Below are 12,837 nucleotides of genomic sequence, written 5' to 3' on the forward strand. Positions count from 1 at the left end.
TTGACCTTCACCGTGACGTTGTCCTGGGAGATCACGTCCTGCTCCGGCACGTCCATGGTGACCACCCGCAGGTCGACCACCTCCATCTTCTGGATGCCGGGGATGATGATGACCAGGCCCGGCCCCTTGACCCCCTGGAAGCGCCCCAGGAAGAACACCACGCCGCGCTTGTACTCCGGCAGGATGCGGATCGAGGCCGCGATCAGCATGAACAGCAGCACGACCGGTACGAGATAGGTAATCAGCATGGTCACTCTCCTTGGCTAGCGGGATATCCCCCGAATGGCGTCGGCCGCCCCGGGGGTGAGCTACAGCGGTTCGATCTCGAGGGTCAGGCCGTCGACGCCGACCACGCGGACGGTCTGTCCCTTGGCCACCGGCCGAGCACAGCGCGCCTTCCAGCGCACGCCCATCAGGTGAACGTGGCCCTGGCCGTCGAAGTCCTCGAGGGCCCGGGCCTCGCTGCCGACCAGCTCCTCCTGCCCCGCCTTGGCCGGGCGGCGGCGCAGGCCGATGAAGCGGGTCATCACCCACAGCATCAGGCCCGCGGCCAGCAGGGCGATGCCGCCGATCATCGGCAGCGAGATATTGAGGTTGTCTGCATCCATCAGAATCACCGATCCGATCACGAAGGCGACGATGCCGCCCATTCCCAATATGCCGAAACTGGGCATCAGGGCCTCGCCCACGATCAGCGCCATGCCCACCAGGATCAGTGCCAGACCGGCGAAGTTGACCGGCAGCACCTGGAAGGCGAACAGGGCCAGCAGCAGGCAGATGATGCCGATGGTGCCCGGCACCAGGCTGCCCGGGTTGGAGAGCTCGAAGATCAGCCCATAGAAGCCGATGATCATCAGGAAGTAGGCGACGTTGGGGTTGGTGATCACCGACAGCAGCTGGGTGCGCCAGTCGGGATCGAAGCGCTCGATGACCAGGTCGGCGGTCTCGAGGGTCAGCTCGCCCCGCTCCATCACCACGCTGCGCCCGTCGATCTGCTCGAGCAGGTCCTCGATATCGCTGGCCACCACGTCGATGACGTTCTTCTCCAGCGCCTCCCGGGAGGTGAGGTTGACCGCCTCGCGCACCGCCTCCTCGGCCCAGTCGGCGTTGCGGCCGTGGCGTTCGGCCAGGCCACGGATGTAGTAGACGGCGTCCTCCAGCACCTTGCGCTCCATGGCGGTCTCGCCGCGGCGCGGGCTGTCGGCGGCCCGGCTGCGCTCCTCGGCCTCCTCGCCGGTGGCCTCGGCGTCGGGCACGGTCTCGTCGCCGTTGCCGTTGCTGTCGTTGTCGTCGTTGCCGTTATCATCGTCGTCGCCGCCGATCCCCGGAAATCCCCCCCCCATCTGCACCGGCGTGGCCGAGCCCAGATGGGTGGAGGGCGCCATGGCCGCCACATGGCTGCCATAGAGCAGGTAGGTGCCGGCGCTGGCCGCCCGGGCGCCGCTCGGCGACACATAGATGGCCACCGGCACCGGCGAGGTGAGCATGGCGCGAATCATGTCGCGCATGGAGGCATCGAGGCCGCCGGGTGTATCCATCTGCACCACCACGATCTCGGCATTGCCCTCGGCGGCGCGGCGCAGGCCACGCTGGAAGTAATCGTTGGTGGCGGGCCCGATGGCGCCCTCGACGGTCAGGACCAGCGCCGTGCGCTCGTTCTGCTGCGCCTGGACCACCGACTGGAAGACGGCCAACAGGAGACCCAGCGCCAGACAGAGGAGGCTGAAAAGGAGGAAGCGTCGCCCGATCAGGGCGGCATGAACTCGACTCATGATGGTCATCCCAGCGCGACCCGTTCAGTGAGTGTGAGTGTCGACACGTCCCTTGGTTCAAGACGTCGGATTAAACGGACTCAGGAAACTGATTCAGCCGTTACCGATCTCAGCGTAGGTGGTGGCGAGCCGGCATGGCAACAGCCAGCTGGTGAACGAGTGATGGGCGTGACCGGATCACGCAGGCAGGGGGCCGGCAGCCCATCCAGCCCGGGCTGCCGGCAGCACGCAAAGCCAGTTGCTGGCCCGGGGTCACAGATCGTGAGGCTGGCCCGAGTAGCGCCGCTGAACCTCGACCATGTAGGCCGCAAGCGACGTCAGCGCCTCGCCGCCCCAGGCGAGAGGATCCGCTTCCATCGGGGCCACCATGCAGATCTGTACCATCTCGTCGGCGTGGACCTCGGCCATGCCGAACTGGGCCTCCGCCATGGCCACCCGATGGGGGTAGGGCTGCTCGAAGGTCGACAGATACCCCATGTCCTGGCCATCGCTGCCGTGACAGCTGGCGCAGGAGAGACCGGTGGTACTCAGCGAGGTGTCGTAATAGAGCTCCACGCCGCGCGCCAGCATCTCGGCGGGGTTCTCGCCGGTCTCGCTGTAGGCCGGGGTATAGCCCGCGGGGCGCTGCACCGCATCGCTCGCTCCGGCCTCCGCCTCGCCTTCGGCCTCACCCTCCGCCTCGCCTTCGGCCTCACCCTCCGCCTCGCCCTCGGCCTCACCCTCCATCTCGCCTTCGGCCTCGGCAGCTCCCTCGGCATGGGCGCTGGCCACGAGCAGCGATGTGGCGGCGACTCCGCCCGGCGAGGTTTCCTCTTCCCCGAACGTGTCATGAAGGGCCACACCGCCCGCCACCAGGGCGAGTACCGGGGCCGTGTAGGCCAGCTGTCGGCCCAGGCGCCCCAGGAGCCTGCGGCGTTTATCGTCATGCTGTGACATGATATCTACCTCCGTGATGGCAAGTCGTGACGACGCTCAAGCGTCGATCGGCCGGGGATCGGCGGCCTCGCCCCCGCCCACCGCACCTCGCGGCGGTCGGGTTCTGTCGGGGCAACGGCAGATGACTTACAGCGCATCCGGCCTTGGCATGCCGGACTCCCCTTCCGAGCTCCCGCTTGCAAAGTAAGGTGTCTGTAAGGAGGGGCGACCTCGCTCGACCATCAAGGGACGCCGATCACCAGCCACCGAGGAACCTCATGCCGGACACCCCCTCCCCCGCCGGGCCCGCAGAGACCCCACGCGACGCTTATCCGGCCCTGGCCAGGGCCCTGTCGGATGCCGGCCTGGAGACCGGGATCCGCGGGCTGCACGGCGTCCTGCCGCCCTCGCCGCGTGATGCCCCCTCGACCTCCCTGACAAGGACTGCCCGAATGCCGATTCCCCGCCTCGCCCTCCTTCCCGCCCTGGCCCTGCTGGCCGCCGCGCCGCTCCAGGCCGACCCTGACCCCGCCGACTGGGAGGCCGTACTCGAGGAGGCTCGCGGCCAGACCGTCTATTGGTATGCCTGGGCCGGAGAGGAACGCATCAACGACTACATCCAGTGGACAGGGCGCCAGGTCGCCGAACGGTTCGCCATCGACCTGGTGCATGTCAAGCTCAGCGATACCGCCGAGGCGGTGTCGCGGGTGCTGGCCGAGAAACAGGCCGGCAACCACGAGCGGGGCAACGTCGATCTCATCTGGATCAATGGCGAGAACTTCGCCACCATGAAGGCCAATGACCTGCTCTTCGGCCCCTGGTCGGAGGAGCTGCCGCACTATCCGCTGACCGATCCGGTGAACACACCCGCGGTGCGCTACGACTGGACCATTCCGGTGGAGGGTCTCGAGTCACCCTGGAGCAGCTCGCAGGTGGTGTTCTACTACGATACGGCGCTGGTCGACGACCACCCGCGCTCGATGCCTGAGCTGCTCGACTGGGCGAGGGACAACCCCGGCGAGTTCACCTACGCCCGAGTGCCCAACTTCCTGGGCAACGCCTTCATCACCCAGGCGCTATTGGAGCTGGCCGAGGACACGGAGCGCCTCTACACGCCCCTGGTGGAAACGGAATTTGCCGAGGTCACCGCCCCGCTGTGGGACTTCCTCGACGAGCTGCACCCCCTGCTGTGGCGAAGCGGACGGGCCTTTCCCGCCAACAGCTCGGAGCTGCGCCGCCTGATGGGCGATAGCGAGATCAGCATCGGCCTCTCCTTCAGCACCACCGAGGCCTCCGGGGCCATCGCCAACTTCGAGCTGCCCGACACGGTGCGCAGCTATGTGCACGACCACGGCATGATCGGCAACATGGGCTTCCTGGCCATTCCCTACAACGCCCTGCACAAGGCCGGGGCGATGGTGGTCGCCGATTTCCTGCTGGGACCCGAGGCCCAGGCCCACAAGCAGGACCCGGTGGTCTGGGGCAGCAACACGGTGCTCTCGCTGGATGCGCTCGACGAGGCCGATCGCGCACGATTCGACGAAATCGACCTGGGCATCGCCACCCTGGCGCCGGACCAGCTCGGGGAGGTGCTCGGTCAGCCACACCCGAGCTGGGTGGATGCCCTGGCAGAGGCCTGGCAGGACCGCTACGTCGGTCGGTAAGACTTCGTCACGATGCTGAAACTGGCCCCCTGGCTGATCGTCGGCCTGCTGGTCGGCCCCATCCTCGCCGGCCTGGCGATGGCGGTGCTGCCGGCCTTCGGCTACCTGCCGGCACTGGGCGGTGATACCCTCAGCCTGGAACCCTGGCGGGCACTGTTTGCCCAGCCGGGGCTGGCGCGCTCGGTGGCAGTCAGCCTGGCCAGCGGCCTGCTCACTACCGCGGTGTCGCTGGCCGTGGTGCTGCTGTTTCTGGCCGCGGCCTCCGGAAGCCGACTGGATTACTGGATCCGTCGGCTGATCTCGCCGCTGCTGGCGATCCCCCATGCGGCGGCGGCCTTCGGGCTGGCCTTCCTGATCGCGCCCTCGGGGCTGGTCGCTCGGCTCGCCTCACCCGGGCTGACCGGCTGGGAGCGGCCGCCGGATGCGCTGATCGTCAACGACCCCTGGGGGCTCTCGCTGATGGCCGGCCTGATCATCAAGGAGATTCCCTTCCTGATGCTGATGAGCCTGGCCGCCCTGCCCCAGCTCGACCCACAGCGACGCGTCTCCATGGCCCGCTCGCTGGGCTACCGCCCAACCATCGCTTGGCTCAAGGTGGTTGCGCCGGCGCTGTATCCGCTGATTCGCCTGCCGGTCTTCGCGGTCATCGCCTACGCCTCATCGGTGGTGGACGTGGCGATGATCCTCGGGCCTACCCTGCCGCCGACGCTGGCCGTATCGATCCTTACCTGGTTCAACGACCCGGACCTGTCGCGGCGCTTCATGGCATCCGCCGGCGCCCTGCTGCAGCTGGGCGTGACCCTGACGGCACTGGCCCTGTGGTGGGGGCTGGAGTGCCTGGTGCGCCACCTGGGGGGGCGCTGGGTGGAGGGCGGCCAGCGGCGCGGCGGCGATAGCCTGCTGCGCGCCGCCGGCAAGGCACTGATCCTGCTCGCCGGCGTCACCGCCCTGGTCGGCATCGCCGGCCTGGCGCTCAACTCCCTGTCCGGTTTCTGGCGTTTTCCCGACGCCCTGCCCCAGGCCTTTACCCTCCAGCACTGGCAGCGCGCCCTGCCCAGCCTCGCTGGCCCGGTGACCTCGACGCTGCTGATCGCCATGGCGTCCACGTTGCTGGCCTTGGCGCTGACGCTGGCCGCCCTGGAAAACGAGCAGCGCAGCGGTCGTCATCCGGCCCAGGGTCGGCTGGCCTCGGCCCTCACCCTGCTCTATCTGCCGCTGATCGTGCCGCAGATCGCCTTCCTGTTCGGCCTGGTGGTGGTGATGGAATCCCTGGGCACGGGGCCAACCCATGCCCTGGTGATCTTCGGTCACCTGCTGTTCGTGCTGCCCTATGTCTTCCTGTCGCTCGCGGAGGCCTACCGGCGCCTGGACCCGCGCTGGTCGCGGGTCGCGCTCACCCTGGGGGCGTCACCGAACCGGGTCTTCTGGCGCCTGCGCCTGCCGCTGCTGCTGGCGCCGCTGCTCACCGCCATGGCGGTGGGCCTGGCGGTGAGCATCGGCCAGTATCTGCCCACCCTGCTGCTGGGCGCCGGACGCGTGCCCACCGTCACCACCGAGGCGGTGGCCCTGGCCGCCGGCGGCAATCGGCGTCTGATCGGCGTCTGGGCGCTGGTGCAGGCCAGCCTGCCGCTGATCGGCTTTGTCATCGCCGTGGGCCTGCCCCGGCTGATCTGGTCCAACCGCCGCGCAATGCGAGGAGCGCCATGACCGAGCACGGCCTAGACTTCGAAAAGGTTCGCCTCGCCCTGCACGGCAGACCGCTGCTGGCGCTGGATACCCGCATCGCACCCGGCGAGGTGTTCAGCGTGATGGGCCCCTCGGGCTCGGGAAAGTCGACCCTGCTGGCCTACGCCGCCGGCTTCCTGGCGCCGGCCTTCCAGGCCTCGGGCCGCCTGCGGCTGAACGGCCACGACATCACCCGAGTGCCGGCGGAGCGGCGCGGTATCGGGCTGCTCTTCCAGGACCCGCTGCTGTTTCCCCACCTCTCGGTGGCCGGCAACCTGCGCTTCGGCATGCCGCGCCGCGTGCCCTGCAAGGCCCAGCGGATCGCCGAGGCGCTCAGCGAGATGGGGCTGGCCGGTTACGGCGATCGCGACCCGGCCACCCTCTCCGGCGGCCAGCAGTCGCGGGTGGCCCTGATGCGCCTGCTGCTCTCCCAGCCCCGGGCGGTGCTGCTCGACGAGCCCTTCTCCAAGCTCGACACCCACCTGCGCCAGGAGATGCGCCGGCTGGTGTTCGACAGGCTCCGCGAGGCCGGCCTGCCCAGCCTGCTGGTCACCCACGACCGGGAAGACGCCGAGGCCGCGGGCGGGCACATCATCTCGCTCGGCTGAGCCGAACCGGTGTCTTGCCCCATCCGAGCGGCGCCACCGTCAGCGCCGAGACGCCCCCAGACAACCTCCAACCCGGGAGCCCTGCATGCCACCCCCCACCCTCAGCCTCGTCATGCCCGTGCTGGACGAGGCCGCGACCATCGAGGCCACCCTCGATGCGCTGCAGCCGCTGGTCCGGCGCGGTTGCGAGGTGATCGTGGTCGACGGCGGCAGCGACGACGACACCGCCGCACTGGCCGCCCCTCGGTGCAGCCGGGTGATCGACGCCCCCCGGGGGCGGGCCCGCCAGATGAACGCCGGCGCCCGAGCCAGCCATGGGAAGCAGCTGCTGTTCCTGCATGCCGATGCCCGGCTGCCGACACGCGCCGACCGACTGGTGGCCAAGGCGCTGGCCGGCGCGCGCTGCTGGGGACGCTTCGACGTACGCCTGGAGGGCCGCCACCCGCTGCTGCCGCTGATCGCCTTCGCCATGAACCGTCGCTCGCGGCTGACCGGTATCGCCACCGGGGATCAGGCCATGTTCATGACCCGCCGGGCCTTCGAGGCGGTAGGCGGCTTTCCCGACCAGCCGCTGATGGAAGATATCGAGATGTCACGACGGCTCAAGCGCCTCTCGCCGCCGGCCTGCCTGGGCGCCAGGGTCACCGCCAGCGGGCGCCGCTGGGACCGCGGCGGCGCCTGGGCGACGATCTGGCTGATGTGGCGGCTGCGCTTTCGCTACTGGCGGGGCGAGTCCGCGGAGACGCTGGCCAGGGAGTATCGCCATGTCCGCTGATTTCGACGTCTCGCTGGCGATACTCGCCAAGGCGCCGCTGCCGGGGCGGGTCAAGACCCGACTGATCCCGGTGCTGGGCGCCGAGCAGGCCGCCCGGCTTCATGAGCGGTTGCTGCGCCTCACCCTGACCGTGGCCGCCGAGGCCGCACCGGGACCCCGCATCACGCTTTGGACGGCGCTGGACCACACCCACCCGCTGTTCCTCGAGCTGGCCGAGCGTTACGGAGTCGAGCTGCGTGCGCAGCCGGAAGGTAATCTTGGCCGGCGCATGCACCACGCCCTGGCCGCCATGCCGGGCCCTGGACTGCTGATCGGCAGCGACTGCCCGGTACTCACCGCCACCCTGCTGCGTCGCTGTCAGGCGGCACTGACAGAGGCCGAGGCTGTCTGCCTGCCCGCCGAGGATGGCGGCTATGCGCTGCTCGGCCTGCGCCGCAGCGACCCACGGCTGTTCGACGGTATCGACTGGGGCAGCGAGCGGGTCATGGCCCAGACGCGGCGCCGGGTCGACGCGCTGGGCTGGCGGCTCGCCTGCCCCGCCACGGTGTGGGACGTGGACCGCCCGGAAGACGTGGCACGCTGGCTCGGCGCCGAGCCGCCCCCCGGCGACTGAACTCTCCCTGAGCGCTCCCCACCCACTGGGTCGTCCGGTGGCGCAGCGCTCCGTGGGCCAGGCTTCACCTGACGCACGGCGCCTCCGTGGGACCGGTTTATCCCAGCGCGGAGAGTCTCGCAGGCCGGTGGCTCTGGCTGTGTTCATGTCGTCATCTCCTCGAGGTCGATCATCCGCCGGGCCATTGCCGATGCCTGAGACCCTGGACCATGCTGTGGTAACGCCTGCCGTGTCGAGACAGGCCGTGTCGAACCAGGAAGCCCCTAATTGCAGCATGAACATCAGGCCCATCCTGACGAGGAGGCTCCTTCATGCGATCCCGACTGATCCTGGCGGCCGGCGCACTGGCTATTGCCGGCCCGGTCCACGCCCTGCACCCCTCTCCCCTGGTCGAGGCCGAGTGGCTGAATGAGCAGCTGGGCAGCGACAACCTCGTGGTGCTGGACGTGAGCTCCAGTATCGATGACGGCGGCGACCGTGACGCCTTCGAGGCCGCCCGCATCCCGGGCAGCCGCTACAGCAGCTATACCGATGCCGGCTGGCGCGAAACCCGCGACGACGTGCCCGGCCTGATGCCGGACGTCGACGACCTCGAGGCGCTGATCGGCGGCCTGGGCATCGACAACGAGGACACCGTGGTGGTGGTGGCCGGCGGCACCGGCCCCACCGACTTCGGCAGCGCGACCCGGGTCTACTGGACCTTCAAGGCGCTGGGCCATGACGAGGTGGCGATCCTCAACGGCGGCTTCGCCGGCTGGCAACAGCAGGGCTTCGAGGTGGCCAGCGGCGCGCCCGAGGCCCCCGAGGCGACCGACTTCTCGGGCAGGCTGCAGGCGCATCTGCTGGCCCGCACCGACGAAGTGGAAGCGGCCCGCGCGGCCGGTGAACCGCTGGTGGATGCCCGTCCCGAAGGGTTCTACACCGGGGAGACCCAGTCACCGGCCACCCGGGTGCCCGGCACCATTCCGGCAGCGGTCAACCTGCCCCACGACGGCGCCCTGGTGGCGCGCAACGGCGCCCACTACCTGGAACCCGAGCGGTTGAACGCCAATATCGACGCCCTGGGGCTCGACCGGGAGGCCCCCACGGTGGCCTTCTGCAACACCGGCCACTGGGCCGCCAGCGGCTGGTTCCAGCTCAGCGAGATCGGCGGCCTCGAGAACACCACCATGTACGACGGTTCCATGGCCGCCTGGACCCGTGACGACTCGCGCCCGATCCAGCTGGCCGGTCGCGGCACGACCACCGTGGGCGAGCTGCTCGACTGAGCGCCGATTCCGCGCACGCCCCGGCGGCTCAGCCTGCTCGCCCACCCTGACAGCGACGCCCCACGGCCCAGGTGCCGCGGGGCGCCGTCGTATCCGGCCCCGGACGCGCCGCCCGGCCGCTATCAGGAGAGCCGTTCGGCCAGGGCGTCGAGGTCGGGGACGGTCATGTCCGGTTCGATGCCCCAGGGGTCGAAGGGCGCCTCCGGGCTGCGACGCACCCAGACGGCATGCAGGCCGGCGTGACGGGCGCCGATCACGTCGAAGGGGTTGCTGGAGATCAGCCAGGTATCCCCGGGGGCGACGTCGAGTCGATGGCGCAGGTGGGCGTAGACCGCCGGGTCGGGCTTGAAGCGCTTGACCTCGTCGACGCTGACCACCGCCTCGAGGTGCTCGCCGAGGCCCGCCCGATCGAGCAGCGCCGCCACCGCCTCCCGGGTGCCGTTGGAGAAGGCCGTGCAGCGCACCCCCGCCCGGGCCAGCCGCGCCAGCGACTCGGCCGCCTCGGGAAAGGCCGGCAGCTCGCCGTAGACGCCCATCAGGTGGGCCCTGTCGCTCTCCGACAGCCCCGTCTGCAGGGCTCGGTCGGTGAAGGCCAGGGCCTCCTCGGTGCACTGGGAGAACGGCACATAGGCTCCCATCAACCCCCGCCGAAAGCTGTATTCCAGCTGCTTGTCCCGCCAGCGCCGCGAGAACTCCACGGCCAGGTCCGCCTTCCCGGCGGCGCCAAGCCGGGTTTCCAGCTCCGCCACCACGCCATGGGTATCGATCAGGGTGCCGTAGACATCGAAGGCCAGTACCGGTGCCATCTGCCATGCTCCTCGGGTTGGTGAGTGGTGAGTGGTGAGCTGTCATGTCTCATGCATGCGGGCAGCGCGGTCCCGGCTCAAGGCCCGCACGGCAAGACGCCGCGGGAGTCTCCCCCCGCGGCGTCGGTCAGCGGCCGGCCAGGAATCAGGCGCGCAGGGCCTGGACGGCTCCCTCGCGGACCAGCTCGTCGGTGACCCGGTCCACCCCCCGGCGAGTCCGACCGACGATCTCGTCCACTTCGTCACGGGTGGTGATCAGCGGTGGCGCGAAGCCCAGGATATCGCCCTGGGGCATGGCGCGAACGATCAGGTTCTCGTCCAGCGCCGCCGCGGCGATGCGCGACCCCACCTTGAGGGCCGGGTCGAAGTGCTCGCGGCGCTCGGGGTTGGCAGAGAACTCCAGGGCGGCCAGCATGCCCACGCCGCGCACGTTGCCGACGATCGGATGCTCGCCGAAGGCCTTGGCCATGGCCTGCTGCAGGTAGGCGCCGGTATCGCGTGCGTTCTCGGTCAGCCCCTCGCCCTCGATGATCGCCAGGTTGGCCAGCGCCGCCGCACAGCCCAGGGCGTGACCGGAGTAGGTCCAACCGTGGCCGATGGGGCCGTACTGGCCGGTACCCTGCTCGAGCACCGCCCAGACGCGGTCGCCGACGATCACCCCGGAGAGCGGCTGGTAGGCGCTGGTCAGCCCTTTGGCGACGGTGATCAGGTCGGGCCTGATGCCGTAGAGGTGGCTGCCGAAGTCGGCGCCGATGCGCCCGAAGCCGCACACTACCTCGTCGGCGATCAGCAGCACGTCGTACTTGGCCAGCACCGCCTGGATCGCCTCCCAGTAGCCCTCCGGCGGCGGCACGATGCCGCCGGTGCCGAGCACCGGCTCGCCGATGAAGGCGGCCACGGTCTCCGGGCCCTCGGCGAGGATCATCGCCTCGAGCCGCTCGGCGCAATAGCGGGAGAACTCGCGCTCGGTCATGCCCTGCTGCTCGGCGGCGCGGTGGTAGTAGTAGGGCGCCTCGGTGTGCAGGATGCCCTCGAAGGGCAGGTCGAACTGCTCGTGGAACGCCTTGAGGCCGGTCAGCGAGCCGGTGGCCAGGCCCGAGCCGTGGTAGCCGCGCATGCGCGAGATCACCTTCTTCTTCTGCGGGCGGCCCAGCACGTTGTTGTAGTAGCGCACGATCTTGAGCTGGGTCTCGTTGGCGTCACTGCCACCGAGGCCGTAGTAGACCTTGGACATGCCGGGACCGGCCAGCGCGATGATCTTCTCGGACAGGGCGATCTGGGGCTCGTTGGAGTGGCCCACGTAGGTGTGGTAGTAGGAGAGCTCCAGGGCCTGCTGGTAGATCGCCTCGGCCACCTCGGTGCGGCCATAGCCGATATTGACGCAGTAGAGCCCGGCGAAGCCATCGATGAACTCGCGGCCGTCCTTGTCGCGGATATGGATCCCCTTGCCGCCGGTGATCACCCGGCCCGGGGCGTCGCCGTGGGCGAAGTCGCGCAGGTGGGTGGAGGCGTGAAAGGTCACCTTGCGGTCGCGGTCGATCAATTCCTTGTGCTGCTGGCTCATTTCGTTCTCTCTTCTCAAGAAGCTCCCCGGCATCCCGCCGGGGAGAGTGTTATGCGGTTTTGCGATGTCGTGGCACCGTAGGAGCGCGATTTATCGCGCGAAGCGGGGGGCCTGCGGCGCCAATAGCTCGGCAGAGCCGGCCTCCCACATTTGGTTTCCCTACCTGCGGTGGCCCATCCGGTGGGAGGGCGCTTCAGCGCGCGAAGCAGTGCGCAGCACTGCCGGAAGGAACCCGGGCGCCTGCGGCGCCAATCGCCCGGCAGAGCCGGCCTCCCACTGGGGCAGGGATCAGCTCCCGGACACGGAGCCCAGGCCGCCGAGGCAGTAGTACTTGGTCGCCAGATACTCGTCGATGCCGGTGATCCCGCCCTCGCGGCCCAGGCCCGACTGCTTGACGCCGCCGAAGGGCACGGGCGGACCGGTCATCTTCACCGAGTTCACCGACACCATGCCGAACTCCAGGGCCCGCAGCAGTTTCCAGATGCGGCGGATATCGTGGGTGTAGACGTAGGCGGCGAGACCGTACTCGGTATCGTTCGCCATGGCGATCACCTCATCGTCGTCCGCATAGGCGGTCACCCCGGCCACCGGCGCGAAGTTCTCCTCCCGCCACACCTGCATCTGCGGCGTCACCCCGGTGAGCAGCACCGGCATGAAGAAGTTCTCGCCGGGTGCCGCACTCTGGTCGCCGGCCACCAGGGTGGCCCCCCGGGAGATGGCGTCATCGACGATGGCCGCGGCCTTGTCCACCGCCTGACGGTGGATCAGCGGCCCCAGGTCGACCTCGCCCTCCAGGCCGTTGCCCACGCTGAGCGCCGCCATGCGCTCGGCGAAGTGGGCGACGAAGTCGTCGTGGATCGACTCGTGCACCAGGATGCGGTTGGCCGCCAGGCAGTCCTGGCCGGCGGTCTGGAACTTGGCCGCCACCGCCGCCTGGGCGGCTTCCTTGGGATCCATGTCGGGCCCGACGATAAAGGGCGCATTGCCGCCCAGCTCCAGCGACACCCGCTTGACGGTGGCCGCGCACTGTTCCAGCAGCAGGCGGCCCACCCGGGTGGAGCCGGTGAACGACAGCGCCTTGACGCGCTCCTCCGCGCAGAGGAGCTTCGACACCTCGGCGGGCTCAC

11 protein-coding genes and 1 pseudogene are annotated in these 12,837 nt (G+C 69.6%); 6 read left to right on the forward strand and 6 right to left on the reverse strand.

What is annotated here, in order from left to right:
* From J5F18_RS16825 to J5F18_RS16835, 3 genes and pseudogenes are all read right to left on the reverse strand, one after another.
* Positions 1-248: pseudogene (locus J5F18_RS16825) on the reverse strand (SPFH domain-containing protein); the annotation flags it as partial.
* A gap of 60 nt (positions 249-308) precedes the next feature.
* On the reverse strand, positions 309-1,772 hold the full coding sequence (locus J5F18_RS16830; RefSeq protein WP_346299690.1) for a nodulation protein NfeD: 1,464 nt from the start codon (positions 1,770-1,772) through the stop codon (positions 309-311).
* Positions 1,773-2,024: 252 nt separating this feature from the next.
* Positions 2,025-2,708, reverse strand: a complete 684-nt coding sequence (locus J5F18_RS16835; RefSeq protein ID WP_346299691.1) for a hypothetical protein — start codon at positions 2,706-2,708, stop codon at positions 2,025-2,027.
* 257 nt (positions 2,709-2,965) lie between these two features.
* On the opposite strand from J5F18_RS16835, the gene J5F18_RS16840 reads away from it, so the two are divergent.
* From J5F18_RS16840 to J5F18_RS16865, 6 genes are all read left to right on the forward strand, one after another.
* Positions 2,966-4,351, forward strand: a complete 1,386-nt coding sequence (locus tag J5F18_RS16840; RefSeq protein WP_346299692.1) for an ABC transporter substrate-binding protein — start codon at positions 2,966-2,968, stop codon at positions 4,349-4,351.
* Between the two features lie 12 nt (positions 4,352-4,363).
* A complete protein-coding gene (locus J5F18_RS16845) occupies positions 4,364-6,058 on the forward strand; it encodes an ABC transporter permease subunit (protein ID WP_346299693.1) in 1,695 nt (564 codons plus the stop codon).
* Positions 6,055-6,684 (forward strand): ATP-binding cassette domain-containing protein, encoded by a 630-nt coding sequence (locus tag J5F18_RS16850; RefSeq protein WP_346299694.1) that lies wholly within the window; start codon positions 6,055-6,057, stop codon positions 6,682-6,684. The genes J5F18_RS16845 and J5F18_RS16850 overlap by 4 nt, the downstream gene beginning before the upstream one ends.
* Before the next feature lie 85 nt (positions 6,685-6,769).
* A complete protein-coding gene (locus J5F18_RS16855; protein ID WP_346299695.1) occupies positions 6,770-7,459 on the forward strand; it encodes a TIGR04283 family arsenosugar biosynthesis glycosyltransferase in 690 nt (229 codons plus the stop codon).
* Complete coding sequence (locus tag J5F18_RS16860) at positions 7,449-8,072, forward strand: TIGR04282 family arsenosugar biosynthesis glycosyltransferase (protein ID WP_346299696.1); 624 nt, start codon at positions 7,449-7,451, stop codon at positions 8,070-8,072. The genes J5F18_RS16855 and J5F18_RS16860 overlap by 11 nt, the downstream gene beginning before the upstream one ends.
* 311 nt (positions 8,073-8,383) lie before the next feature.
* Entirely contained in the window at positions 8,384-9,340 is a 957-nt protein-coding gene (locus J5F18_RS16865; protein ID WP_346299697.1) for a sulfurtransferase, read from the forward strand.
* Positions 9,341-9,462: 122 nt separating this feature from the next.
* Here the strand turns inward: J5F18_RS16865 and J5F18_RS16870 are convergent, their stop codons facing one another.
* The 3 genes from J5F18_RS16870 to J5F18_RS16880 form a co-directional block, all read right to left on the reverse strand.
* Positions 9,463-10,146: a haloacid dehalogenase type II gene (locus tag J5F18_RS16870; RefSeq protein ID WP_346299698.1), complete on the reverse strand. Its 684-nt coding sequence runs from the start codon at positions 10,144-10,146 to the stop codon at positions 9,463-9,465.
* A gap of 145 nt (positions 10,147-10,291) precedes the next feature.
* The gene (locus J5F18_RS16875; protein WP_346299699.1) at positions 10,292-11,710 is read right to left on the reverse strand and encodes an aminotransferase; all 1,419 of its coding nucleotides are present in this window, start codon (positions 11,708-11,710) and stop codon (positions 10,292-10,294) included.
* Between the two features lie 288 nt (positions 11,711-11,998).
* A partial coding sequence (locus tag J5F18_RS16880; RefSeq protein WP_346299700.1) for an aldehyde dehydrogenase family protein occupies positions 11,999-12,837 on the reverse strand: 839 nt, incomplete at its 5' end.

The organism is Halomonas sp. BM-2019 (assembly GCF_017584085.1).